This is a genomic window from Alloyangia pacifica, from assembly GCF_003111685.1.
Lineage (GTDB): Bacteria > Pseudomonadota > Alphaproteobacteria > Rhodobacterales > Rhodobacteraceae > Salipiger > Salipiger pacificus_A.
In genome coordinates, this window is the sequence record NZ_CP022189.1 from 969,696 (window position 1) to 994,719 (window position 25,024).

General features: G+C 65.0%; 25 protein-coding genes. 9 read left to right on the forward strand and 16 right to left on the reverse strand.

Translation table 11 applies throughout. The features are described from left to right. Window positions 1-33 precede the first annotated feature (33 nt). On the forward strand, window positions 34-624 hold the full coding sequence (locus CEW88_RS04675) for a CAP domain-containing protein (RefSeq protein WP_217626436.1): 591 nt from the start codon (window positions 34-36) through the stop codon (window positions 622-624). A gap of 42 nt (window positions 625-666) precedes the next feature. Here CEW88_RS04675 and guaD read toward each other — a convergent pair whose 3' ends face one another. After that, window positions 667-1,980, reverse strand: a complete 1,314-nt coding sequence (guaD, locus tag CEW88_RS04680; protein ID WP_108964903.1) for a guanine deaminase — start codon at window positions 1,978-1,980, stop codon at window positions 667-669. A 122-nt stretch (window positions 1,981-2,102) separates the two neighbouring features. Between guaD and mgtE the strand changes: the two genes are divergently transcribed. Together mgtE and CEW88_RS04690 are read left to right on the forward strand one after the other, a co-directional pair. Continuing rightward, the gene (mgtE, locus tag CEW88_RS04685) at window positions 2,103-3,497 is read left to right on the forward strand and encodes a magnesium transporter (RefSeq protein ID WP_108964904.1); all 1,395 of its coding nucleotides are present in this window, start codon (window positions 2,103-2,105) and stop codon (window positions 3,495-3,497) included. Then, the gene (locus CEW88_RS04690) at window positions 3,494-4,057 is read left to right on the forward strand and encodes a 5-formyltetrahydrofolate cyclo-ligase (RefSeq protein WP_108964905.1); all 564 of its coding nucleotides are present in this window, start codon (window positions 3,494-3,496) and stop codon (window positions 4,055-4,057) included. Before mgtE ends, CEW88_RS04690 begins: the two co-directional genes overlap by 4 nt. A 79-nt stretch (window positions 4,058-4,136) precedes the next feature. Here CEW88_RS04690 and purD read toward each other — a convergent pair whose 3' ends face one another. Continuing rightward, window positions 4,137-5,399, reverse strand: coding sequence for a phosphoribosylamine--glycine ligase (gene purD, locus CEW88_RS04695; protein WP_108964906.1), 1,263 nt, complete (start codon window positions 5,397-5,399; stop codon window positions 4,137-4,139). A gap of 166 nt (window positions 5,400-5,565) precedes the next feature. Between purD and xseA the strand changes: the two genes are divergently transcribed. Further along, complete coding sequence (gene xseA, locus CEW88_RS04700) at window positions 5,566-7,056, forward strand: exodeoxyribonuclease VII large subunit (RefSeq protein ID WP_108964907.1); 1,491 nt, start codon at window positions 5,566-5,568, stop codon at window positions 7,054-7,056. Window positions 7,057-7,153: 97 nt separating this feature from the next. On the opposite strand, the gene CEW88_RS04705 is transcribed toward xseA, so the two are convergent. Together CEW88_RS04705 and CEW88_RS04710 are read right to left on the reverse strand one after the other, a co-directional pair. Beyond that, on the reverse strand, window positions 7,154-7,549 hold the full coding sequence (locus CEW88_RS04705) for a hypothetical protein (protein ID WP_108964908.1): 396 nt from the start codon (window positions 7,547-7,549) through the stop codon (window positions 7,154-7,156). Window positions 7,550-7,614: 65 nt separating this feature from the next. Further along, window positions 7,615-8,517, reverse strand: coding sequence for a lytic transglycosylase domain-containing protein (locus CEW88_RS04710; RefSeq protein ID WP_368074601.1), 903 nt, complete (start codon window positions 8,515-8,517; stop codon window positions 7,615-7,617). Between the two features lie 110 nt (window positions 8,518-8,627). On the opposite strand from CEW88_RS04710, the gene ftsY reads away from it, so the two are divergent. Next, window positions 8,628-10,022 carry a signal recognition particle-docking protein FtsY gene (gene ftsY / locus CEW88_RS04715; RefSeq protein ID WP_108964910.1) on the forward strand — a complete coding sequence of 465 codons (1,395 nt, stop codon included), beginning with the start codon at window positions 8,628-8,630 and terminating at the stop codon, window positions 10,020-10,022. 26 nt (window positions 10,023-10,048) lie between these two features. On the opposite strand, the gene CEW88_RS04720 is transcribed toward ftsY, so the two are convergent. Next, a complete protein-coding gene (locus CEW88_RS04720; protein ID WP_108964911.1) occupies window positions 10,049-10,537 on the reverse strand; it encodes an MgtC/SapB family protein in 489 nt (162 codons plus the stop codon). A 108-nt stretch (window positions 10,538-10,645) separates the two neighbouring features. Here CEW88_RS04720 and CEW88_RS04725 point away from each other — a divergent pair, with 108 nt between their 5' ends. After that, window positions 10,646-11,248 (forward strand): inner membrane-spanning protein YciB, encoded by a 603-nt coding sequence (locus tag CEW88_RS04725; protein ID WP_108964912.1) that lies wholly within the window; start codon window positions 10,646-10,648, stop codon window positions 11,246-11,248. Between the two features lie 199 nt (window positions 11,249-11,447). After that, on the forward strand, window positions 11,448-12,749 hold the full coding sequence (locus tag CEW88_RS04730) for an MFS transporter (RefSeq protein ID WP_108964913.1): 1,302 nt from the start codon (window positions 11,448-11,450) through the stop codon (window positions 12,747-12,749). 148 nt (window positions 12,750-12,897) lie between these two features. On the opposite strand, the gene CEW88_RS04735 is transcribed toward CEW88_RS04730, so the two are convergent. From CEW88_RS04735 to CEW88_RS04755, 5 genes are all read right to left on the reverse strand, one after another. Further along, window positions 12,898-13,131 (reverse strand): DUF2842 domain-containing protein, encoded by a 234-nt coding sequence (locus CEW88_RS04735; protein WP_108964914.1) that lies wholly within the window; start codon window positions 13,129-13,131, stop codon window positions 12,898-12,900. Window positions 13,132-13,137: 6 nt separating this feature from the next. Next, the gene (locus tag CEW88_RS04740; protein WP_108964915.1) at window positions 13,138-14,433 is read right to left on the reverse strand and encodes an adenylosuccinate synthase; all 1,296 of its coding nucleotides are present in this window, start codon (window positions 14,431-14,433) and stop codon (window positions 13,138-13,140) included. A 184-nt stretch (window positions 14,434-14,617) separates the two neighbouring features. Then, window positions 14,618-15,547 (reverse strand): AEC family transporter, encoded by a 930-nt coding sequence (locus tag CEW88_RS04745; RefSeq protein WP_108964916.1) that lies wholly within the window; start codon window positions 15,545-15,547, stop codon window positions 14,618-14,620. Between the two features lie 116 nt (window positions 15,548-15,663). Next, entirely contained in the window at window positions 15,664-16,464 is an 801-nt protein-coding gene (locus tag CEW88_RS04750) for an MBL fold metallo-hydrolase (RefSeq protein WP_108964917.1), read from the reverse strand. Beyond that, on the reverse strand, window positions 16,461-17,276 hold the full coding sequence (locus CEW88_RS04755; protein ID WP_108964918.1) for a TatD family hydrolase: 816 nt from the start codon (window positions 17,274-17,276) through the stop codon (window positions 16,461-16,463). Before CEW88_RS04755 ends, CEW88_RS04750 begins: the two co-directional genes overlap by 4 nt. A 192-nt stretch (window positions 17,277-17,468) precedes the next feature. Here CEW88_RS04755 and CEW88_RS04760 point away from each other — a divergent pair, with 192 nt between their 5' ends. Further along, a complete protein-coding gene (locus CEW88_RS04760; protein WP_108964919.1) occupies window positions 17,469-18,245 on the forward strand; it encodes a hypothetical protein in 777 nt (258 codons plus the stop codon). Window positions 18,246-18,259: 14 nt separating this feature from the next. Here the strand turns inward: CEW88_RS04760 and CEW88_RS04765 are convergent, their stop codons facing one another. The 5 genes from CEW88_RS04765 to CEW88_RS04785 form a co-directional block, all read right to left on the reverse strand. Further along, window positions 18,260-18,622 (reverse strand): teicoplanin resistance protein VanZ, encoded by a 363-nt coding sequence (locus CEW88_RS04765; protein WP_108964920.1) that lies wholly within the window; start codon window positions 18,620-18,622, stop codon window positions 18,260-18,262. Window positions 18,623-19,207: 585 nt separating this feature from the next. Then, on the reverse strand, window positions 19,208-20,122 hold the full coding sequence (locus tag CEW88_RS04770) for a hypothetical protein (RefSeq protein ID WP_108964921.1): 915 nt from the start codon (window positions 20,120-20,122) through the stop codon (window positions 19,208-19,210). A gap of 222 nt (window positions 20,123-20,344) precedes the next feature. Beyond that, complete coding sequence (locus tag CEW88_RS04775; RefSeq protein ID WP_108964922.1) at window positions 20,345-20,827, reverse strand: hypothetical protein; 483 nt, start codon at window positions 20,825-20,827, stop codon at window positions 20,345-20,347. Between the two features lie 226 nt (window positions 20,828-21,053). Beyond that, on the reverse strand, window positions 21,054-21,896 hold the full coding sequence (locus tag CEW88_RS04780) for a TIR domain-containing protein (RefSeq protein ID WP_217626437.1): 843 nt from the start codon (window positions 21,894-21,896) through the stop codon (window positions 21,054-21,056). A gap of 78 nt (window positions 21,897-21,974) precedes the next feature. Then, a complete protein-coding gene (locus CEW88_RS04785; protein WP_108964924.1) occupies window positions 21,975-22,670 on the reverse strand; it encodes an adenylate/guanylate cyclase domain-containing protein in 696 nt (231 codons plus the stop codon). A 377-nt stretch (window positions 22,671-23,047) separates the two neighbouring features. On the opposite strand from CEW88_RS04785, the gene CEW88_RS04790 reads away from it, so the two are divergent. Beyond that, on the forward strand, window positions 23,048-23,773 hold the full coding sequence (locus CEW88_RS04790) for a hypothetical protein (RefSeq protein ID WP_108964925.1): 726 nt from the start codon (window positions 23,048-23,050) through the stop codon (window positions 23,771-23,773). A gap of 148 nt (window positions 23,774-23,921) precedes the next feature. Here CEW88_RS04790 and CEW88_RS24430 read toward each other — a convergent pair whose 3' ends face one another. Then, window positions 23,922-24,638 carry a S24 family peptidase gene (locus CEW88_RS24430; RefSeq protein ID WP_159099555.1) on the reverse strand — a complete coding sequence of 239 codons (717 nt, stop codon included), beginning with the start codon at window positions 24,636-24,638 and terminating at the stop codon, window positions 23,922-23,924. Window positions 24,639-25,024: the final 386 nt, after the last annotated feature.

Sequence of the window (25,024 nt, forward strand, 5' to 3'; positions counted from 1 at the left end):
TATATGCAGGGCGTGAAGGACCGGAGAGTGCTGATGAAACTGCCCAAGTGGCTTGCCCTGACCCTGCTGCCGCTGGCGCTTGCCGCCTGCGTCGATGTGCGCGCGCAACCCGGCGTGGTTGCGACGTCCGTGTCAAAGCCGGAGTCAAAGCCCGCATCAAGGCCGGTGGCCGTGGCCAACCAGCCTGCCGCCCGCGGCCAGGTCGAAGGGGCGAGCATCTACGAGCTGCGGCGCGCGCCGTCGCAGGTGGTGCAGAGCTCGCAGGCCGAGGCCGCCGCGACCTTTAACGGCTGGCGCCGGGCGCAGGGGCTGGCACCGCTGACCCGCTCGGCGCAGCTGCAGCGCGCCGCGCAGGCCCATTCCGATGACATGGCGCGGATGAACAAGATGAGCCATGTCGGCAGCGACGGCAGCCGCGTCGGCGCGCGCGCGCGGGCGGCGGGATACGACTATCGCCATGTCTCGGAAAACGTTGCCATGACCCCGCTCGGCATCGACAGCGCGATGGAGCTCTGGGCCAAGTCATCATCGCACCGCGCGGCCATGCTGCGCACGGATGTGCGCGAGTTCGGCCTCGCGCAGAACGGCCGCTACTGGACGCTGGTCATGGGCGTGCGCAAGTAGGGTAGGACCAAGGGGGCGCGGGAGGCGCCCCCGGTCCGAGCGTCAGATCACCTGCCTTCCGGCCACGTAGGTGGCCCGCACCGCCCGGTCGTCGCCCATCATCATGGTCGGGAAGAGCGCCTCCCAGATGTCGTTGGCCTCTGCCACGCGCTGCGCGATGGCCGGGGTGGAGGCCAGGTCGAGCACGGTGAAATCGGCCTCGAGCCCCGGTGCGAGGTTGCCGATCCGGTCCTCGGCCATCAGCGCCATCGCCGAGCCCTGCGTCGCCAGCCACAGCAGCGCCGAGGGATGCAGCGGGTGATGGCGCAGCTGCGCCACCTCGTAGGCCGCGGCCATGGTGCGGAGCATCGAGAAGGACGAGCCGCCGCCGGTGTCGGTGGCCAGCCCCACCCGCAGCCCTGCCTTGGTCAGCCCGTCCATGTCGAAGAGCCCCGAGCCGATGAAGGTGTTCGAGGTCGGGCAATGCACCAGCGCCGCGTTGACCTCTTTCAACCGCGCATGCTCGCGCGGCTCGAGATGGATGGCGTGGCCGTAGAGGCCTCGCTCGCCCAGCAGCCCGTAGGCCTCGTAGGTGTCAAGATAATCGCGCGCCTGCGGGTAGAGCGATTTCACCCAGGCGATCTCGTCGATCTGCTCGGAAAGGTGCGTCTGCATCAGCACCTCGGGGTGCTCGGCCCAGAGCGCGCCGAGCGCCTGCAGCTGCCCGGGGGTCGAGGTCGGCGAGAATCGCGGGGTGATCACATATTCTGCCCGGCCCCGGCCGTGCCACCGCTCGAGCAGCGCCTTGCTGTCGTCATAGGCCGATTGCGCGCTGTCCCGCAGGAAGTCGGGGGCGGTGTCGCGGTCCATGCAAGTCTTGCCCGCGAAGACCCGCATCCCGCGCGCCTCGGCGGCGCTGAACAGCGCCTCCACCGATTCGGGGTGGATGGTGCAATAGCTGCAGACCGAGGTGGTGCCATGCGCCAGCAGCAGGTCGAGATAGCGCCCGGCGATCTCGTCGGCGTAGGCGCGCTCGGCAAAGCGCGCCTCGGTGGGGAAGGTGTAATGGTTGAGCCAGTCGATCAGCCGCTTGCCCCAGCTCGCGATCATCCCGGTCTGCGGGTAATGCGCGTGCGCGTCGACGAAGCCCGGCACGATCAGCGCCTCGCCATGGTCCACCACCCGCGAGGCGGGATGCGCGGCGCGCAGCACCTCGGCGGTGCCGATCTCTCGAATCACCCCGTCCTCGACCAGCAGCGCCCCGGCAGGCTCGTGGCGCGCCGCCTCGACCCCTTCGGTGAAAGGCGAGCCGGTGAAGCGCAGGGTCTGCCCGAGGTGCAGGATCGGCGAAAGGGGGGTGGGGCTGGTGGGGGCCATGTCGGTCCTTGTGGTTGCGACCGGCCTAGGATGTGGGCGGCCAAGGTCAAGCGCAATGCGCCTCTGTTGCTCGTTCGCGCAATCCCCTAAGGTTTGCGCGAACGGCATTCAACGGGGCAGGCATGACCGAAGAGACCGGAAACCCGGCGACGGAAGACGCCCGCGAAGACGAGACCAACCCGCTGGAACGCAAGGTGGTCTCGGCGATCCTCTATGCGGTGGATGTCGGCGACCGCGAACAGCTCGTCGCGCTGATGGAGCCGCTGCACGCGGCCGACATCGCCGACCTTCTCGAGCAGATCAACGCCTACGACCGGATGCGGCTGATCAAGCTCTACGACAAGGAGTTCGACGGCGAGATCCTGTCGGAACTCGACGAGTCGATCCGCGAAGAGGTGATCCGGGCGCTGACCCCCGAGGTGCTCGCCGACGCGGTGCGCGAGCTCGATTCCGACGACGTGGTCGACCTTCTGGAAGACCTCGACCAGGATCAGCAGGATGCGATCCTCGATGTGCTCGAGGACAGCGACAGGGTCGCGGTCGAGAAATCGCTGACCTACCCGGAGTATTCCGCCGGCCGCCTGATGCAGCGCGAGGTGGTCATGGCCCCCGAGCACTGGAACGTCGGCGAGGCGATCGATTTCCTGCGCAGCTCGGACGATCTGCCGGAACAGTTCTACCACATCATCCTCGTCGATCCGAAGCTGCGCCCGGTGGGCAACGTGACCCTGGGCAAGTTGATGGCCTCGCGGCGCGAGGTGCTGCTGAAATCGCTGGTCGAGGAAACCTTCCATGTCATCCCGGTGACCCGGCCCGAGGCCGATGTCGCCTATGCCTTCAACCAGTACCACCTGATCTCGGCCCCGGTGGTGGACGAGAACGAGCGGCTGGTCGGGGTGATCACCATCGACGACGCCATGGCCGTGCTCGATGAGGAGCACGAGGAGGACATCCTGCGCCTCGCCGGGGTCGGCGACGAGAGCCGCATTTCGGACAGCGTGATCGAGACCACCCGGCAGCGTCTGCCGTGGCTGGGGGTGAACCTGATGACGGCGATCCTCGCTTCGCTGGTGATCGCCCAGTTCGAAGGCACGATCAGCCAGCTGGTGGCGCTGGCCGTGCTGATGCCGATCGTCGCGTCGATGGGCGGCAATGCCGGCACGCAGTCGTTGACCGTGGCCGTGCGCGCGCTGGCGACCAAGGATCTGACCAGCGCCAACCTCTGGCGGGTGATCCGGCGTGAGCTCATGGTCGGGCTGATCAATGGCGTCAGCTTCGCGCTTGTGATGGGGGTTCTGGAATACCTCTGGTTCGGCAGCGCGATGCTGGCGGTCGTGATCGCCGCGGCGATGGTCATCAACCTTGTCGTCGCCGGGCTGGCGGGGATCGCGGTGCCCGTGGTGCTCGAGAAATTCAAGGTCGACCCGGCGCTGGCCTCCGGCACCTTCGTGACCACGGTGACCGACGTGGTCGGGTTCTTCGCCTTCCTCGGGCTGGCGCAGGCGGTGCTGCTGTGAACCTCGACGAGGCCAAGCGCGCCGCGCGCGCCGAGGCGGCGCGGCGCCGCACCGAGGCCCATGCGGCCGATGCGGGGGCTGGCGCAGGGATGTTGAGCTCGGTGCTGGCGGGCTACCGCGGCGTGCCGCTCTCGGGCTACATGCCGATCCGCTCCGAGATCGACCCGCTGCCCGCCATGGCCGAGGCGGCGGCGCATGGTCCGGTGGCGATCCCGGTGATCGAGGCGCGCGGTGCACCGCTGCGCTTTGCCCGCTGGGAGCCCGAGATGGCACTGGTGCCCGGCGCCTTCGGCGCGATGATCCCGGAGCGCCCCGAGTTCGTGACCCCCGAGATTCTCATCGTTCCGCTGCTGGCCTTCACCCGGGACGGCCATCGGCTGGGCTATGGCGGCGGTTTCTACGACCGCACGCTTGCGGCGCTGCGCGCTGCGCGCCCGACGCTGGCCATCGGGTTTGCCTACGCGGCGCAGGAGGCAGGGCAGGTCCCGCTCGAGCCCACCGACGCGCCGCTCGACATGATCGTGACCCCGACCGAGGTGATCGCGCCGAGCCGAGGCTGAGCGCGCCGAGCGAGACCGGTGCGGGGCGCGGCAGATGCCGGTACGCCCCGGTTTCACGGCTGTGCCGGGAGCGCCGGTGTCAGAGCGCCCGCCAGCCGATGTCGCGCCGGCAGAACCCTTCGGGCCAGTCCACGGCATCCACCAGCGCATAGGCACGCGCCTGCGCCTCGGCGAGTGTGGCGCCGCGGGCGGTGGCGTTCAGCACCCTGCCGCCGTTGGCGACGATCTTGCCGTCCTTCTCGGCGGTGCCGGCGTGGAACATCTGGGTGAAGCTGTCCTCGGGCAGGCCCTCGAGCCCGGAGATCACCGTGCCCTTCTCGTAGGCGCCCGGGTAGCCCTCGGCGGCCATCACCACGGTCATCGCGTGATCGTCGGCCCAGGTCACCTTGGCCTCGGCCAGTCGGCCCTCGGCACAGGCGTGGAGCAGGTCCAGCACCTGGCCGCCAAGGCGCATCATCAGCACCTGGCACTCGGGATCGCCGAAGCGGACGTTGTATTCCACGAGGCGCGGTTGTCCGTTCTCGATCATCAGGCCGACGTAAAGCACGCCCTGGTAGGGCGTGCCGCGGCGCGCCATCTCGGCCATGGTGGGGCGGACGATCTCGTCGAGCGCCTTTTGCGCCACCTCGTCCGAGAGCACCGGGGCGGGGGAATAGGCGCCCATGCCGCCGGTGTTGGGGCCGGTGTCGCCCTCGCCGACGCGCTTGTGGTCCTGCGCGGTGCCGATGGGCAGCACGTCGGTCCCGTCGACCAGCACGAAGTAGGACGCCTCCTCGCCGGTCATGAACTCCTCGATCACCACCTCGGCGCCGGCCCCGCCGAAGGCGCCGCCGAACATGTCGTCGATCGCCTCTTCGGCCTGCGCCACGGTCTCGGCGATGATCACGCCCTTGCCGGCGGCGAGCCCGTCGGCCTTGACCACGATCGGCGCGCCCTGGGCGCGCACGTGCGCCTTGGCGCTTGCGGCGTCGGTGAAGTGGCCGTAGCCGGCGGTGGGCGCGTTGGCGGCGTCGCAGATTTCCTTGGTAAAGCTCTTCGAGGCCTCGAGCCGGGCAGCCTCCTTGGAGGGGCCGAAGACCAGCACGCCTGCCTCGCGCAGCCGGTCGGCAACGCCCGCGGCGAGCGGCGCCTCGGGGCCGACGATGACGAGGTCGATGGCGTTCTCACCGGCGAATTCCGCCACCGCGCCGCCGTCCTCGACGTCGAGCGAGGCGCATTCGGCGATCTGCGCGATCCCGGCATTGCCCGGCGCGACGATCAGCTTGTCGCACTTGGGGTTCTGCATCACGGCCCAGGCCAGGGCATGTTCGCGACCGCCGCCGCCGAGGATGAGGATGTTCATGGGGCCCGCTCTTTCAAGGTGAGGATCGCGGGCTTCCTACCGGCGGCGGGGGGCTCTGGCAAGACGGCAGGACGCGCCCACCTTTCCCTTGGCGCCGCCGGGCGCTAGTCTGGGCAAAGCGCGGGCGGACCAGCCCGGACAGGGCACTTACGGCAAGACGGGCACCATGGACCTTTTCGAAGACGATACCCCCGGAGACGCAGGCGACGGCAACATGCCGGAATTCACCGTCTCGGAGCTGTCAGGCGCGGTGAAACGGGTGATCGAGGGCGAGTTCGGCTTCGTGCGGGTGCGCGGCGAGCTGGGGCGGATTTCGCGGCCGCGCTCGGGGCATCTCTACCTCGACCTCAAGGACGACAAGTCGGTGATCTCGGGCATCGTCTGGCGCGGCGTCGCTTCCAAGCTCGAAATGCAGCCCGAGGAAGGCATGGAGGTGATCGCCACCGGGCGGCTGACCACCTATCCCGGCCAGTCGCGCTACCAGATCATCATCGAGGACATGCGCCCCGCCGGGCTCGGTGCGCTCATGGCGATGCTGGAAAAGCGCAAGGCGATGCTGCAGGCCGAGGGGCTCTTTGATCCCGCCCGCAAGAAGCCGCTGCCGTTCCTGCCCGAGATCATCGGGGTCGTGACCTCGCCCTCGGGGGCGGTGATCCGCGATATCCTGCACCGGCTGCGCGAGCGTTTCCCGCGCAAGGTGCTGATCTGGCCCGTCGCGGTGCAGGGCAAGAGTTCGGCCGCCGAGGTCGCCCGGGCCATCGAGGGGTTCAACGCGCTCAGCCCGGGCGGCGCGCTGCCGCGGCCCGACCTGCTGATCGTCGCCCGGGGCGGCGGCTCGGTGGAGGATCTCTGGGGCTTCAATGAAGAGATCGTGGCGCGGGCGGCCGCGGCCTCGAAAATCCCGCTGATCTCGGCGGTGGGCCATGAGACCGACACCACGCTCATCGACTTCGTCTCGGACCGCCGCGCGCCGACGCCAACCGCCGCCGCCGAGATGGCGGTGCCGGTGCGTATGGAGCTTCTGGCGCGGACCGGGGAGGGACAGCTGCGGCTGACCCGCGCGCTCAGCCACCGGCTCGAGGTGCGCGGCCAGCGGCTGCGCGATCTGGCCCGGGCATTGCCGCGGGCCGAGGCGCTTCTGGACCAGCCGCGCCAGCGGCTCGACCTGCTGTCGGACCGGCTGCCGCAGGCGCTGATCCGCGGGGTCGACCGGCGCCGGCTGGCGCTCTCGCAGCCCGCCGGGGCGCTGCGCCCGGGGCTGCTGAGCCGCATGCTTGCCACCCGCGCCGAGGCGCTGGGGCGCCGCGCCGACCGGCTGTCGATCCGGCCAATCCAGCGCGAGATCGCGCTCGGGGCCGACCGGCTGAGCGCGCTCGGCAAGCGGCTCGATGATGCTGGCACACGCAGGGTCGAGGAGCCCCGGGCCAAGCTCGACGGGCTTGACCGTCTCCTGCAAACGCTGAGCTACAAGGGCACGCTGGCGCGCGGCTACGCGGTGGTGCGCGGCGAGGGTGGGCAGGTGCTGACCACGGCTTCCGCCGCGAAGGAGGCCGCCGGGCTAGAGATCGAATTTGCCGACGGGCGGATGAAGATCGGCGGCGCGGCCTCGGGCAAGCCCAGGAAGGCCAAGGCGCCGGAGCAGGGGAGCCTGTTCTGAGGCGTCGAGACCCGGGGCTCGGCCCCCGCCGCGCCGAGGGATATCTCGGCCCATGAAATGCAACCGGACGGTGCGCGCGATCGGCGAGGCGCCGTCTTCAGACGCCGGTGTCTGGCCCGTAGCAGAGCATCGGCGTGTCGCCCTGCTGCGCCTCGTAGAGCACCGTGTTCTGCGGGTCGTTCTGAAACACCGCCCGCAGTTTGCCGCTCTCGCGGTAGAAACTCCAGCATTGCGGGGCGTTCATATCCTCGTAGACGAAGCAGATCATCTGGGCCTCGGCGTACCAGCGGCCGTCCTTGCACTCGCCGTCCAGGAAGGACCAGCGCACCCGGCGGTCCGGCAGGTATTGCTCGACCCCGTAGGGCGCCCCGCCGCTGCCGAAGTAGAGCGTCTTGCCGGTGACATAGGACTCGAATTCCTCGGCGCTCATCGGCTGGGCGGCGGCGGGCGGGCTGGCAAGCAGGCAGAAGAGGAGGAGCACGAGGCGTGTCATGGGTGCAGCCTGCCAGAGGAGGGTCGGCGGCGAAAGGGAGAAGTGACCACGCGCGCCGGGGGCGTTCAGGAATTGCGGTAGACGGCGCAGATGCAGCCCGATTGTCGAAGCTCTGCGCAGAGATTTGCCGCTGCGCTGCGACCGTCGCGCCCGATCCGTGCCATCCAGTAGCCCCCCCGCGGGCTGGCGCGGCTTTTTTGCCAGACCAGCTCGGGCTGTTCGCCGCCGATCGGGCCGGAACAGGCCTTGGCGCGGCGGCGGAATTGCGCCAGCGCCCGGTCCTGGGTGGTGCCGAAGGCGATCTGCACGCCCCAGGGATGCAGTGGGGGGCGGGCCTCGGGATATTTGGTCAGCTTGCGCTCGCGCGCCAGCTCGTGGCAGGCCTGCTGGAAGGGCTTTTCGCCCTGCAGCCGGAAGTCATGGGTCTCGGGCGGGGTGTCGCGCCAGGTCTCGGCGGCGAGCCCGGTGATGATCGCCACGTAGTTGATCGTCTCGCGCGCCAGCCCGCCGCGCCGCGACATCAGCCCGTCGGCCCGTGCCTCGCCGCCGTTGTATGCCACCGCCGCCAGTCCCTGGTTGCCGTACCGACGGGTCAGCTCGCCGAGGTATTGCGCCGAATATTCCAGCGCCTCTGCAGGGTTGTAGGGATCCTTGAGGCCGCGCAGCTTCGCGGTCGACGGGATGAACTGGGCGATGCCCTGGGCGTTGGCGGGGCTGAGGGCGTTGGGGTTGAACCGGCTTTCTTGCCAGATGAGCCGGGCGAAGAAGCCGGGGTCGAGCCCGTTGCGCAGCGCGAGCTCCTCGAGCGCCTCGCAGGTGTCATGCACGAAATAAGAGGGCCGGATGCAATGCACAGACCCGAAGGCGCCGGGCGAGCAGAGCGTTCCCGGCTCCCGGGCGCCGTCGGACGGGGCGGGAGGCTCGGCCCGCAGCAGCGGCGCGGCAAGCAGGAGGACGAGGAAAAACACGGCCCGCAACATGCACCCATGAAGGCGCCGCGGGGCGGAAAGGTCAACTCACACTTTTATCTGCGCGCGGCACGTATTAGGTGAAAGCAAAGGCATTGAGAGGTCCAGCCATGTCCTTCTTCGGCAAGCTCAAGAGCAAGCTCTTCAAATCCTCCTCGAAGCTCGAGGAAGGGCTGGACGCGATCGTCCAGGAGGGGGGCACGCAAGACGCTCCCGAAATGGCGCCCGAAACCCCCGAGGTGCCGCAGACGCCGACCCCCGAGACGCCGACCCCCGGGACTCCGGCCCCCGAGACCCCCGGCCCGAACGTGCCGCCGCCGGTCCCCGAGACGCCGCCCGCGCCTGCGCCCGAGACCCCGCCGACGCCGGAAGAAGTGCCGCCCGCACCACCGCAGGAAACGCCGCCCGCTCCGGAGCCCGAGGCGCCGCCTCTGCCGGAGACGGAGCCGCAGCCCGAGCCGGAAACACCGCAGGCCCCGCCGCCCGCCGACCCCCGGCCCGCGCCGCTGGAAGCGCCGGTGATGCCGCCCTCGGACCCGTCTCCCATGCCCGCGCCGCTGGAGATCCCGGCGCCTCTGCAGGATCCGGAGGTGCCGCAGCAGACGCAGCGCGGCGGCGGTCTCATCGGGCGGCTCTTCGGCAAGACGCAGCCTGCCGCGCCGGTGGTGCGCCGGGCGCTCGACGACGAGATGATCGAGAGCCTCGAAGAGCTGCTCATCGCCTCCGACATGGGGGTGGACACCGCGTTGCGCGTCACCTCCAACATCGCCGAGGGCCGCTATGGCAAGCGGGTCTCGACGCAGGAAATCAAGGAGCTGCTCTCGGCGGAGGTTGCCCGGATCATGGATCCCGTCGCAAAGCCGCTTCCGCTCTATCCCAAGAAGCCGCAGGTGGTGCTGGTGGTGGGCGTCAATGGCTCGGGCAAGACCACGACCATCGGCAAGCTCGCCAGCCAGTTTCGCGCCGCGGGCAAATCGGTGGTGATCGCCGCGGGGGATACCTTCCGTGCCGCCGCGGTCGAGCAACTGCAGATCTGGGGCGACCGCGCCGGGGTGCCGGTGCTGACCGCGCCCGAGGGCTCGGATCCCGCCAGCCTTGCCTTTGACGCGATGACCAAGGCGCAGGCCGAGGGCGCTGACCTGCTGATGATCGACACCGCGGGCCGCCTGCAGAACCGGGCTGACCTGATGGAGGAACTGGCGAAGATCGTCCGCGTCATCCGCAAGAAGGACCCCGATGCGCCGCACAACACGCTGTTGGTTCTGGATGCCACGACTGGGCAGAACGCGCTGCGGCAGGTGGAGATCTTCCAGCAGGTGGCGGATGTGTCGGGGCTGGTCATGACCAAGCTCGACGGTACGGCGCGCGGCGGCGTGCTGGTGGCGCTGGCCGACAAGTTCGGCCTGCCGATCCATGCGATCGGCGTGGGCGAGCAGATCGACGACCTGCAGCCCTTCGATCCCGAGGAGTTCGCCGCGGCGCTCACCGGGCTCGAGCGGGGCTGAGGCAGGGCGCGCCTGAGGGGCGGGGATTACTCCTCGCTCCAGCCCATCTTGTTCTCGAGATAGCGCAGCAGCGTCAGGACAACGAGCACGATCACCGTCGTCATGGCCGCGAGCGGCATCTGCCCCGCGCCGCAGCCGAGCCCGACGGCCCCCGCGAGCCATAGAGAGGCGCCGGTGGTGATGTTGCGCACCTTGCCGCCGGAGGTAAAGATCAGCCCGGCCGCCAGAAACGCCACGCCTGCGGTCACGGCCTCTATCATCCGCAACGGATCGTTGCGCTGTTCGCTCGAGCCGCCGAAGTCCATCGCGGCCAGCTCCAATCCAAGCAGCACGAAAAGGCAGGCGGCGACAGAGACAAGGATATGGGTGCGCAGCCCCGCCGCCTTGCCCCGGCGCTCGCGTTCGAGGCCGATCAGCCCCGCCAGCAAGATGGCCGCGAGCAGCCGCGCAAAGGCGGCGGCCGGGGGGATCACCGAGAAGGTGTTTTTGAATTCGTTCAGGATTTCCTCGATCATCACGTTTCCTCTGCTGGCCCGTGACCAACGTGATGGCGGGCGGGGCAGTTCCGCCATTGAGAAGCCGTCGCCGCGAGGTTATCTCTGCTCTCGCACAAGGAGACCCGCATGGCGCAAAAGCAGATCAACCCGTTCCTCAAATCGGCGCTCGAATTCGGGCCAGTGCTGGCCTTCTTCGCCGCCTATCTGCTGCTGAAGGACAACAGCTACGTGGTCGGCGGGCGCGAGTACCAGGGTTTCGTGCTGGTCACCGCCGGGTCCATCCCGCTGATGTTGCTCTGCACCGGGCTGCTGTGGAAGCTGACCGGGCATCTGTCGGCCATGCAGGTGGTGACCGCGGTGCTGATCGTGGTCTTTGGCGGGCTCTCGGTCTGGCTCAACGACGAGCGCTTCTTCAAGATGAAGCCGACGCTGATCTACCTGCTTTTCGGCTTCGCGCTGCTGGCCGGGATCCTGCGCGGCGAGAGCTACCTGCGCAAGGTCATGGAAGGGCTGATGCCGCTTCAGGACGAGGGCTGGATGATCCTGACCAAGCGGATCTGCGCGTTCTTCTTCGGGCTGGCGCTGCTCAACGAGATCGTCTGGCGCACCATGAGCACCGAGAGCTGGGTCTACTTCAAGACCTTCGGTCTGACAGCGGCAGTCTTCGTCTTCTTCATGACGCAGGGCGGGCTCTTCAAGCGCTACGCGCTGGAGGCCGACAAGGAGTGAGCCGCGCTCTTCGCGCGCGACCAGCCGGGCCCGGGACCGCACGTCCCGGGCCTTTTGCTGCGCGCGCCAGCCATGCGTTGGTTGCATGACGGCCCTGACGAAAACAGTCAGGCACGCGGGTTCCGTCCACCCACTGATTGCGTTAACCGGGTCCATCCCGGAACAAAGCTGTTCCAGACGCAAGGAAAGACGAAATAAAATGTCCCTCTCAGACGCTGCCTATGACACGCCGCGCGCCGGGGCCAAACCGGCGCTCAACTCACCGGCCAAGGTCCTGACCGCGAGCCTCGTCGGCACGACCATCGAATTCTTCGACTTCTACGTCTACGCGACCGCCGCCGTGCTGGTCTTCCCCGCGCTGTTCTTCCCGAGCAGCGATCCGATGACCGCGCTGCTGGCCAGCTTCGCCACCTTCTCCATCGCCTTTTTCGCGCGTCCCTTCGGCGCGCTGGTCTTTGGCCACTTCGGCGACCGCATCGGCCGCAAGGCGACGCTGGTCGCGGCGCTGCTGACCATGGGCATCTCGACCGTCGTCATCGGGTTCCTGCCGAGCTACGAGCAGATCGGCGTGATCGCCCCCCTGCTGCTGGCGCTCTGCCGCTTCGGCCAGGGCTTCGGGCTTGGCGGCGAATGGGGCGGGGCGGTGCTCATGGCCACCGAGAACGCGCCCGAGGGCAAGAAGAACTGGTACGGCATGTTCCCGCAGCTCGGCGCGCCGGTGGGGCTGTTCCTGTCGTCGGGTCTGTTCTGGATCCTGCTGCACTTCATGAGCGAAGAAGCGCTGCTGAGCTGGGGCTGGCGGATTCCCTTCGTCTCGTCGCTGCTGCTGATCGCCGTCGGCCTCTGGGTGCGCCTGTCGATCACCGAGACGCCGGACTTCCAGAAGGCCATCGACAACGAGGAGCGCGTCGCGGTTCCTGCCGTCGAACTCTTCAAGAACCACAAGGTCTCAATCGTGCTCGGCACTTTCGTGGCGCTTGCGACCTTCGTGCTCTTCTACATCTGCACCGCCTACCTGCTGAGCTACAACGTCAAGGTCGTGAAGATCCCCTTCACCGACGCGCTGGCGATCCAGATCTGGGGCTCGGTGGTCTTCGGGGCCTTCATCCCGTTGGCCGGCAAGCTGGCCGAGCGTTTCGGCCGCCGCGAGATCCTGACGCTGACCACCGTGCTCATCGGCCTGTTCAGCTTCCTTGTGCCGGTGCTCATGGTCGAGAACGAGATGCGCATCATGGGCTTCGTGACGCTGGGCATGGCGCTGATGGGCATGACCTACGGCCTCATCGGCACCGCGCTGGCGGCGCCTTTCCCGACCCGGGTGCGCTACACCGGCTCGTCGATCACCTTCAACTTCGCCGGCATCTTCGGCGCCTCGCTCGCGCCCTACATCGCGACCTGGCTGCAGTCGAACTACGGGCTTGCCTACGTGGGCTACTACGTGCTGGGGGCGGCGGCTGTCACGCTGCTCTGCATCTTCGCGAGCGGCAAGGGCAAGGTCTGAGGTGGCCTGCCTGACGCATGGAGAAGGGCGCCCGCTGCGGCGCCCTTTTTCATCGCAGGGCAGATGCGGCCGCGGGGCCATGTGAAAGGGGCGCAGCCTGACCGGCCGCGCCCCTTTCGTTTTTCGCCGGATACGTGCGTCCGGCCGTTCAGTCCTCGCGCGGGGGGGCCGCATCCGGGTCGGCCTTGCCGACGCCCTTGAAGACGAACTTGAAGGGCAGCATCCACAGGAACCCGAGGAAGACGTAGACCGCAAATTCCAGCCAGATCGGCGGGCGGTCGAGCGCGTTGACCACGCTCACCGCCGCGACGATGTAGAGCGGCAGGCCCACCAGCAGGATCACCAGCGACCAGCGGCGTCGGGACTTGTAGCTGAGGGCCATACCGGGTCAGTCCGCGAAGGGGTCGGTGACGAGGATGGTGTCGTCGCGCTCGGGCGAAGTCGAGAGCAGCGCCACCGGGCAGCCGATCAGCTCTTCGATGCGGCGGACGTATTTCACCGCCGCACCGGGCAGATCGTTCCAGCTGCGGGCGCCCTCGGTCGATTCCGACCAGCCTTCCATCTCTTCGTAGACCGGCACGCAGCGCTGCTGCTCCTCGGTGGCGATGGGCAGGTGGTCGAGCATCTGGCCGTCGAGCTCGTAGCCGGTGCAGATCTTGATGGTCTCGAAGCCGTCCAGCACGTCGAGCTTGGTCAGCGAGATGCCGTTGACACCCGAGGTCACGCAGGTCTGGCGCACCAGCACCGCGTCGAACCAGCCGCAGCGGCGCTTGCGGCCCGTCACCGTGCCGAACTCGCGGCCACGGGTGCCGAGACGGTTGCCGTCCTCGTCATCCAGCTCGGTCGGGAAGGGGCCTTCGCCGACGCGGGTGGTGTAGGCCTTGACGATGCCCAGCACGAAGTCAATGGCGCCCGGACCGATGCCGGTGCCGGTGGCCGCCTGGCCGGCGATCACGTTCGAGGAGGTCACGAAGGGGTAGGTGCCGAAGTCGATGTCGAGCAGCGCGCCCTGCGCCCCTTCGAAGAGGATGCGCTTGCCGGCGCGGCGCTTCTCGTTGAGCACCTTCCAGACGGGGCCGGCGTATTCGAGGATTTGCGGCGCGATCTCTTTCAGCGCGGCGAGCAGCGCTTCGCGGTCGACCGGCTCCAGCCCGAGGCCGCGGCGCAGCGCGTCGTGGTGCAGCAGGGCGCGGTCGACGCGGGTCTCCAGCGTCGACGGATCGGCGAGATCGGCAACGCGCACCGAGCGGCGGCCCACCTTGTCCTCATAGGCCGGGCCGATGCCGCGGCCGGTGGTGCCGATCTTGCTGCCCTTGCTGGCGGCTTCCTCGCGGGCCCGGTCGAGCTCGCCGTGGATCGGCAGGATCAGCGGGGTGTTCTCGGCGATCATCAGCGTCTCGGGGGTGATCTCGACACCCTGGGCGCGGATCGACTCGATCTCCTTCACCAAGTGCCAGGGATCGAGCACCACGCCGTTGCCGATCACCGACAGCTTGCCGCCGCGCACGACACCGGAGGGCAGGGCGTTCAGTTTGAACACCTTGCCGTCGATGACGAGCGTATGGCCTGCATTGTGCCCCCCCTGGAAGCGCGCGACCACGTCGGCCCGCTCAGAGAGCCAGTCCACGATCTTGCCCTTGCCTTCGTCGCCCCACTGGGCGCCCACGACGACCACGTTAGCCATTGCTCACCTGTCCTTTTGCCGGCGGTTCAAACGGGCTCCGTATAGATCCGCGCGGCGGCGGTGGGAACCATCAAATTGGGGATTGTCGGGCGGGGCCCGAAAGAAACCGCGCCGACCGGGGGCGCTATCCCTCTGCGTTGCGCGCCTCGCACCCGGGGGTATTCCCCCGAGGATGGCGCGACCCTCAGGGCAGCAGGTGCAGCCAGGCCCAGCTGGTGACGATGCACATGCCGGTGGCCAGCAGCACCGAGGAGGCCGCAACCCGCTTGGCGCGGCCGTAGAGGTTGGCGAAGACATAGGCGTTCACCCCGGGCGCCACCGAGGCGGTGACCACCGCCGAGCGGAAGGCGTCGGTGGGCAGGGCGAAGGCGGTGCCGAGCGTGTAGGTGACCAGCGGGTGAAGCCCGAGCGAGAGCGCGCAGACGAAGAGAATGGTGCGCAGATCGCCCTCGGGGCGGTAGCGGAAGAGCACGCCGCCGAGCGCGAAGAGCGCGCAGGGCAGCGCGGTGCGGGTGAGCAGGCCGAGCGCCTCGGTCATCGGGGTGGGCAACTCGACGCTCAGCAGGTTGAACACGATGCCGATGCTGATGCCGATGACCATCGGCGTGCGGAACAGCGAGCGCAGGATGGTCAGCGGCAGGCGGCGCAGCTCGGTGCCGCGGGCACGGGCGAGTTCCATGGTGGTGATGCCGATGGCATAGCAAAGCGGCGAGTGCAGGGCGATGATCGCGTAATTGCCATTCAGCGCATCCTCGCCAAACGCCTGCTCGGTGATCGGCAGGCCGATCAGCAGGGAATTGGAGAAGAGCGCGCAGAAACCGATGACCACGCTGTCTTCCCAGTCGCGGCCGAAGATCAGCCGCGCGCCGAACAGGCCGACAATGAAGCAGGTGATCGCGCCGGCGTAGAAGGAGAACAGCAGGTCGAAGCGGAAATACTCGCCGAGGTCGAGCTGCCACATGGCGCGGAACAGCAGGCAGGGCACGGCGATGGTCTGGGCAAATCCCATGAGCCCGTCGATCGCATTGTCGGTCAGCAGCTTGCGCCAGCTGGCAAGGTAGCCCGCGCCGATGACGATGAAGACCGGGAGAATGACGTCGAGGAGGGCTTGCATGGACGCAGGGCTTTCACGTTGCGCGCCGGTCGGCGCGCGGCCTCCGGCGGGCGGACTTGCAGAGGAAGGGGGCCGGGTGCCGACCGGCGGCGGGATGGTCAGCGCGGCGCTTCTCCTCAGAGCGCATAACGCAGGACCATCCCGTCATAGGCCGGGTGGATGTGCTCGGCGGTTTCCGCCGCCAGGGTCTCGTAGTCGAGATCGATGTGCATGTTGGTCAGCACCGCCTCGCGCGGCTGCGCCCGAGCGATCCATTCCAGAGCCAGGTCGAGATGCGCATGGGTCGGATGCGGGGTGCGGCGCAGCGCATCGACGACGAAGCAGTCGAGATTCTGAAGGTGCGCCCAGGCGTCCTCGGGAATGCGCACCACGTCGGGCATGTAGACGAGCCCCGCGACGCGGAAGCCGAGCGCGTCGATGCTGCCGTGATCGACCTTGATCGGGGTCAGCGGGATCGCGCCGCCGGCGCCTTCGATGGTGAAGGGGCCCTGGATCGCGTGCAGATCGAAGATCGGCGGATAGGGGCTGCCCTCGGGCTGCACGAAAGCATAGCCGAAGCGCGAGATCAGGTCGTTCTGCGTGTCGCCATCGGCCCAGACCGGCAAGCGCGAGCCGCGGTTGAAGACGATCTGGCGCAGGTCGTCGAGCCCGTTGGTGTGGTCGGCGTGGGCATGGGTCCAGACGGCGGCGTCGAGATGGCCGATGCCGGCGTCGAGCAGCTGCGCGCGCATGTCGGGCGAGGTGTCGATCAGCACCCGCGTGGTGCCGTCGCGGGTCTCGCGCTCGACGAGCATCGAGCAGCGGCGGCGGGTGTTCCTGGGGTTCGCGGGATCGCAATCGCCCCATTTGCCGCCGAGCCGCGGCACGCCGCCCGAGGAGCCGCAGCCGAGGATGGTGAAGCGCAGCTCGCCCTTCATGCGCCGCCGCCCGTCGCGGGGGACCAGGCCGCGGCCTTTGCAAAGAGGCGCTCGAAGTTTGCCTCGGTGGCGGCGGCGAACTCCTCGAAGCTGAGCCCGAAGGTCTCGGCTCCGACCTTGGCGGTGTGGACGGTGTAGCCCGGCTCGTTGCGCTTGCCGCGGTAGGGCGGCGGCGCGAGGTAGGGGCTGTCGGTTTCCACCAGGATGCGCTCGAGCGGGGCGGCGGCGAACATATCGCGCAGCTCCTGCGACTTGGGGAAGGCGGCGATGCCGGACATCGACAGGTAGAAGCCGCAGTCGAGCGCGGCGCGCGCCAACTCGGCCGAGGAGCTGAAGCAATGCATGACGCAGGCGTAGGGCTTGCGGCGGTAGGCCTCGGTCAGGATCCGGGCCATGTCGTCATCGGCGGCGCGGGCGTGGATGATCAGCGGCAGGCCGGTCTCCTGCGCCGCCTCGATGTGGATGCCCAGCGACGCCTTCTGCACCTCGGCACTCTCGGCGGTGTAGTGGTAGTCCAGCCCGGTCTCGCCGATGCCGACGAATTTCGGGTGCTGCGACAGGGTGACCAGCTCATCGACCGTGGTGGCGGGCTCTTCGGCGGCGCTCATCGGGTGGACGCCGAAGGTGTAGAACACCGGGTCGTTCGCCTCGGCGATGGCGCGCACCTTGGGCTCGTTCGCGATCCGCGTGCAGATGGTGACCATGCGGTGCACCCCGGCCTCGAGCGCGCGGGCGATGACCTCGGGGCGCTCGTCGTCGAAATCGGGGAAGTCGAGGTGGCAGTGGCTGTCGGTGATCAGGGGAGTGGTCATGAATACGTCCTTTGCGCGCAGGTATCAGACATGCGCGGGGCAGGGTCAAGGAGGGGGCGGCCCTGCGTCCGGGTCGCGGGCCACGGGTGCCGGATGCGCGGGCAGGGATGTGGTCGGGTCCGGGGGAAGGGGGTTGATGGCCGCGCTGGCATGGATTTTAACGGCGCCGTAAAGGTTGGATGCGTGGGCGGAATGACGACGGAACTTCGGAAGTGGTATTTCTGCCTGAACCAGAAGGGCTTCGAGCAGGTCTGGGGGCAGGTGCGCGTCGCCGTCGCCTCCTGTCTGGCGCGCACGCGGCTGCGCCCGATATGCCTTTACAACGGCGAGTCCGAGGCGCATGTGGCGCAGCTGCGCGGGCTCGGGGTCGAGGTCATCGCGCACCGCAGCTCGCTCGAGCCGCTTTTGCGCCGGGCCTATGGGTCGTCCTATGACACCTTTTCCGGGCACTGGCTGCGGATCGATATTCCCGCGCTCGAGCAGGAAGATGATCTCGTCCTCTATACCGATGTCGACGTCATGTTTCTTGCCCACCCCGCGCCGCCGCGCCTGCGCAAGCCGCTCGCCGCGGCGCCGGAGCGCTACCGCTGGCGCTACCCGCATTTCAACAGCGGCGTGCTGCTGATGAACGTGCCGAAGTTGCGGGCGCTGGCCGAGCCCTTTGCCGCCTCGATCGCGCGACGCTTTCGCGAGCCCTGGTCGCCGCCGGGCCATGACCAGGTGAGCTACAACAGCTTTTTCCGCTGGCGCCACGCCCGGCTGCCGCACGGGATGAACTGGAAGCCGTACTGGGGGCTGGGGCGCGACGTTTCGATCGTGCATTTCCACGGGCCGAAGCCCGAGAACATCCGCGCGCTGGTGGCCGGGGGCGGAGAGCGGTTCATTCCCCAGTACCGGGCCCTATGGCAGCTCGACCCGGAGGCCTATGCCCATTACGCAGGGCTTTTCGAAGAGTTCGAGGCGGACTGACGCCGGGATGGGGCTCAGAGCCCGCGCAGCAGCCCGCGCCGGTGCAGCTGGGCCCGCAGGGCGATGGCCAGCGTCGAGGCGGCCATGACGCCGAGGATGTCGGCGGCCCAGTCGGTGAGTTCGGCGTCGCGCCCGACATAGGCTTGCACAACCTCGATCAACCCGCCGAAGGCGATCGCCGCCGGTGCCAGCACCCAGAGCCAGCGCGGTCGCAGGAAGGCGGCGGGCGCGATGATCGCGCCGAACCCGAGCGCATGCTGCAACTTGTCGTCCATCAGCGCGTCGGCCAACGGCAGCCGCGGCCCCACGGTGAGGGTGGTGACCAGCGCGGCCATGCCGAGCACGAGGGCGAGGGTGAGAAGCGAGATGCGATCCATGCCTGCGAGAGACCATGCGGCGTGCACAAAGGCCAGAGGCGACGCTGCTCCGCGGCTACACGTTCCTGTCAGCGCCCAGATGGATGGCGCCGCGAACGGGCGCTGCTGTAGGGTGACACCTAATATTACAGTGAAGGAGGAAGAGGCTCGAAGAAGTCGGAAGAAGCCGGAAGCCAAATAAAGACAGACACTTGGCGGCGTGGTGGGGCGGCCTTCAGGGCGTTGTCCGAAGTTTGCAGTTGGCCGCCAAAAGGCGCTGAAAGTGGGCCTTCTACGCGTTGCTAGGGCATCACAAGGCGTCATGCCAGAAAGGTGGCTAAGCCCTTTTGAATTAGGGTTTAAAGAACCCTATACGGCGCGTTGCGGACGGTTTTCGTAGGCGAAACGGTGTCCGGAAGTGGGACCCTTGCCGCCCACTTCTCTGCTGAGGTCCCACCTAGGTAGTTTTCGACATAAAAACAGTTGGTTAAAAGAGCTCATGCGCGCGGAGAGGCTTAGGCCAAGTGGGACCCAATTTTACAATGCTCCAGATAGCAGTCTGCCCAAGAAACGAGCAGCTACATGAGCTGGGCACTCTGGGGTGGCTCATGGTTTCGTAGGGAACACCATTCTTTCGGCGTTGCGTTCAAATGTAAGAGCTCTTCGGAGGTTCAGGAATTTGCGGCCATGTTCGTCGGTTTCCACAAGTGATCGGCAGAAGTACTTCTCAGTGTCGATCTCAGTGTCTAGGAGGTCCAACGCTATCGGGGTAAGGCCGTCGCCGCGGTTGTTGGTGGTCGCGACAGAGAGGCATAGGTTTCCGTCAGGAAGTCGCAGGGCATAGCCAGGTTGACCAGGTGATGGCATTGGTAATCCAGGAATCTGTTCCCAACGAGGCTCTCCGATGGAGAGCTCAATGCGGGCGCTGAAACCGTCGACGATTTCCGTAGATTTTCCCTGCAGGAGAACCATTGTGGCGACTATGATAGGCTCGACCTCGGAGATCGGAATACCTTCTCGGCCCAGCATCTCGGTAACCTCCTTTTTGACCAGAGCTTTCTCGAAGGGGGGGCGGACGACGATCTTTCCCGAGAGGTGCACGACAAGGTCATAGAAGAGTGCAGGACTGTCGCATGCGATTTCAGTGGGGTATGCGGTGTTGCCTGCGAACCAGGACGCCACTTTCTTCTTGAGTTGCTTCTTGTTCAGCCCAGAGATATTCTTGAGGACGGACATCGGCTCGAAGTCGATATTCTCAAGAAGCCAAGTTTTTAGCCACCAACCGCATTCTCCTGAAAACTCTAACGCTAGGTTGCTGCCAGACTGACACTTTAGAATGAATGCTACCTGAGAAAACACGAATGCTGTACGTTCGAGCGTAGCGCCACGGTCGCGTTTCGCATGTGCGATAAAGTCGCCAACTTCCCTCACAAAGGGGCCGATGCGCTCTTCTCGATACTTCATGTACAGAGCAAGAACATCCGCGTCCGTGTAGCGCTTGTCTAAAAACCTATGTGTCACTCGTAATCCTATCTTTTGAACTTCGCGTTTGCGGGCCGAGGGAGCATGTGGGCGCCTGAAGAAACTGCATATATGCCGGGTTATGCGACTCCGGTCGCCGCAGGCCGGGACAGGACATACTCCGCCTTATGTGACTCCGAGCCCCAGGCAGGGAATCCCAATACACTTGGCCTTATTCCAGTCCGCCGCCGCAGGCATTGCGACGGCGGCAGATGCGCGGAACTACAATTTGTCGCGCAGCTCTTGCCGTTGGTGGGGTGGCAGCATGCCAGCAACTACGGAGAGCAGTTCCAGGAGCCGGCGATCTTCCGCTTCTGTTTCACCCCTAAATTCAGGCTTTAGAACCATCAGGCGCACTTTCTTCCGCGGTGCCCGGCCCAGCATGGCCAGCCATTCAGTGAGTTGCTTGTGATAGTGCGAATAGTCGGATGTGCCAGGCCGCAGTTCTTCGAAAAAGTCTTTCAGAACCCATTCAGTGTTTCGACCGTCGAGGTCTTTGTAGTTTCGCAGATATGTCTCTGCGTCCAAATCTTGATAACCAGCAAATTTCGAGAATCCAAACTGCGGGTCTTCGGGCTTGCGGGTGTCCACGTACCAAGCGTGGACGAACCCCAAGCGGTCTGCGAGCTCTTGAGACTTTTCCAGCTCTGTCTGCAGGCGAGCAATATTACTGAGAACTTGCTCGGCGTTGGTAACTACCCTCACGTCTAATCTCCTTCATCAACCACGTGGTAGATGCACGTTGCACGCTTCGGTCGACGCTGTAAATACTACGTGGTAGATGAAGTAGATTGGAGCGCGAGAGTTCAGAGTGAACATACGGTGCCTTACGCGACTTCGATGAGCAGCAAGCGCATTAAGAACATGGTGATATAAGTCTAGAGAATGGACGAGAGCAGCGCGACAAAGACGATCGCCAGCTACAGGTTGCTCAGCCATTGAATGGACCAAATCTCGCGATGTGCTCTCTTAGCTCATTGCATGCAGGCCCCATCAGCGCCGTTGCGTCTTCGCCTGGTACATAGCGATACGGGATCGTGGTCACGCCCGCCAAGTCGCTTGGGAGCTTCACCTTGTCTTCGCGCGGTTCCATTAGAATGGCTCGCTGGCGATTCAGGCGACCCATGAATAACCCCAGTTCGAAAATGACATTGTCTCGTGGGCTGGGCCAGTCGGCGCCTCTGCTCGCGGTCACGTCGTCAGAATGCGCGACCGCGACCGCGAAGTCGCACTTCTCAAGTTCATCCTCTAGACTCTGAAGGGGGTAGTTCGCGACCTTGAATACTCCGTCCGTCCAGGGAACGACTAGAAAGTCTCGGCTCAGAGCGTTCTGGATAATTCTTGCGACGCCCACGGCCTCACCAGAGGATATCAGGAAGACTCTTATCTTGTCTCGATAGGCGCCTATTGCGGAATTGCGCTGCATCAGGCGGCGGGCCAGCTCACGCGCGATGTTGCGATACATCTCCGGATATCTGCCTGCAATCTCAGAAAACTGGACCTCAGAAAGCCGCGCCAGGACGGCTTCCTCACGTGCCACTACCGTCGCAGATCGTAGTTGCGTTGGTTCGATCGCAGCCATCTCTCCCACGCAGTCGCCAGGGCCGCGCGCCGCAACATTTCGCCCATTGATGACTACCTCAAAGGTTCCCGCGACAATAAAGAAGATGTCATTTTCTGAGCTGCCCTGTTGGATGATCGCGTCACCAGTTGCGGCTGGAATGAGCTCGACTTGGTCTGCCAGCTCTTCGGCCAGCTGACTGTTTCCAGCCACAAGCTTTTGCGCTCGGAGGGCGTCTACCCGCCAACGTTTACCGTCGTTACCAAGAAATCTGTTAAGCATACTCAAACCTTAGAACTCCCACCAATAGGTCGAAGAGTAAACCTTGTCGTTGTTGTGCGCGGACCACTGCCATGACCTCCACATGTTGGTCCCTTTCGAAAGCTTCTGGGCGTCATCCAAATAATCGTATACCCTGTCGGTGATCCACGTCGCGTAATCAGCACTTTCTGCAGTGAGTTTTGCGGCCAAGTTCGCTGCGTTTCCCACCCATACGAGATCATTGTCGCCGCGTACGCCGGTGCGAGCGACCCGCAGTTCTGATGTGTCGATGCCGACGACGTGCTTAACATTATAGGAGCTGTTCTTGTAGACGCCCTTCAGCTCTGTCTGGACGTATTTCTTCACCGCGTAGTTGATCTTAAGAGCGCAGCGGACTGCGTCGTTGCATTGCCGTCCACCAACGAAGACGCCCATCACTCTGTCGCCGTCATAGGAGACGATCGTACCTCCGGCGTCGTTGATTAGTCTGGAAGCAGCGTAAAGATAAGTCTTGTAGACCTCAGCTGAAAATTCCCACTTCTTTTCTTCAACAAGCGACGTGGACTGATCCAGGTCGGCGTAGAGCACGGTCGCGCGTTCAAAGTGGATGGCTTCGTTACTTAACTTCAGGTCTTGCGGGGCAGGCACCTTCTGCCCTTTGCGCGTCTCCCAAGCTGTAGCGAAGGTGGAAGATGCTTTGTTCTTGATGTCGTCTGCCAAACTCATAACGCTTCCTCGGCCTGCGCAACGCTTCTACGGTAGAATTAACGTTGTTTCGCTTCACTGTAGGAGCTGGATATTACGTAGATGACGTCAATGAGCAACAGCTTCAAGGTCGGGCTTAGTCGAGCCGTCGACTGTTGCCCAACCACATTCCCTTGCGACTTAGTATCTCATGTGCCCCCTGCTTCATCGGCCGGGCGTCGAACGCCGCTTTGGGCGACGCTGGGTGCCCGGAAGGAACTTGAGTATGCACCGGTCCGAGGGGGCGGCCTGGGCGCATTCTACTTCTCTGGAACTTGTGAAGGATGGCGTTATACAAGTGCCACCGGTTCGCCAGTCGTGGCGATGATACTATTCTGAGAACGAGTGAGGGTGCATAGATGACTGATGTGGCGGCAAGGAAACTCTTCGACCTCGTGAGTCGAGCGAACGTCGCATTCACTCGGCAACCCAGCGTCAAGGCACTGGAAGGCGCCGAGGTTAGCGATTTTGCCGAGCTTATCTCCTCAGTAGTCAATCTGGTGCGCGATACTCGGGATGAGATTCTTAGGGCGGAGTTTACGAGAGAAAATCACGCAGCCAGTTTGCTGCAGCGTTTGGACGATTCTCAACGCGCTGTGCTGAATAGCTTGGCGAAGCGGGGAAGCGGTAACACCACCGGTCCCCTTGTTCACGACATTCATGTTGAACGGTTTCTGAACATTGCGGAACAGCTGGAGAATGCCGGTATTCTGGCAGCTGAAATGGCCTCGCGTGAAGACATGGTCGGCGAAACCGAAGCCCTAATTGCCGAAGTAAAGAATTGGGACCTCGGCGATTACGCAAAGAGAACGTTGCTGATCCAGTTGAACTATGTGGTTCGCGTAGTGCAGGTGGCGGATACCTACTCAGACGCTGACCTCCGAATGCGGGTGAGGGAGGTCATCGCGAACTTTGCAGCCGAATTTGCTGAGATGGACAAGAAGCATCAAACCCACCTTGAGCGGTTGCTTATGTGGGCGCGACGCGGCTTCTTCACAGGGACTGTAGTGCTAGGTCTGACGGCGGATGTCGCGACGGTTACAGCCCTTCTGCCGGCACCGCCACTACAACTTGGAAGCCGGTGAGACCACGTCCCCATGCTCGAAATGGGTCTTGCTCGACTGAACAATCGTGCGCGACGTGAAAAACGCGATCCTCTTGCATGACCTAGAACATACTGGGCCTTATGCGAACTTGGCGTGGCTCAAGGTCCAGCCGTAGACAGCCCTGCCATCAATCCGAGACGTGGCTCCACCAGATGACTTTTCCGATGAACTGCAACCTTTCAACCTCTTCTCCTGAGAACGTCTCTGGATCGAATAGACGACGGTTTTCTTGGTAGAGTGTTATCGCGTTGGAGGCTGAACGCCTTGCCGCCATGATCCTGTATTCATGATCAACTTTCAAAACGAAGATTTCGTCATGAACTACATGTTTCAGTTGCCTTTTCATCGGGCGAGTGCGGGGCGATCGCTTTTTCGTGTCGATCAGAAGCGTGTCGCCGTCCCAAATTAGCGGCTCCATTAAGGAGCTTTTATTTCTGAGTAAACAGAGGTGCTCGGGTGAGCTGCCGATACTATTGAGCCAGTCTGTTCGGAAAGCGAGTGTCTCAGCATCTCTTAGAGCGTCCACGCCTTCATAGGGTCCGTCACGGTCTATATCGAGCGTTCGACTGATAAGAGTGAATTCATCGATAAACTGGATTGTTTGATGGTGCGAAGGCGGGCGCGCGTTTTTTCGCGGTGGGCCAAAGTAGAACTCAATACCTAGAGCTTCGCAAATTTGCTGGGTCTTCGAGAGCGTCGGACCAGCACTCGCTCTTGAGGTGTTTTTCGCACTTCTGAGCAGGTTCCGGATCGTATCTGGCGGAAGGTCAAACTTCTCTTCTGCGGCTGACGGCCTAAGGCCGAGCTCCTCGAGGCGAGCCTCCACGCACTTAATGAATTCCATAGGCGCATCCATGACATCGGTAGGGATACCGGGAAAAAAACTCGTTGACTATCGGTAACGATACCATAATTGTATATGGTAACGATACCGGGAGATTGCCATGAGCACAACGATCATTACGGCCATAGCGAGCGCCTACATCGCTCATACTGGGCTGAAGGAATCCACAGTATCCACCTATGCTTTGAATGACGGGAAGCGTTTGGCGATGTACCGGAGAGGCATCGCCGACCTTACTACCTCGCGCTTTCATAGGACCATGAATTGGTTCGATGAAAACTGGCCCGAGGACCTCCAGTGGCCCCGAGACGTTGATCGGCCGAGCTGCATGCGAGCGGTGGCTCGGAGGCGGTCATGACTAAGTTTCCCAATGACAGGCTAGTGAA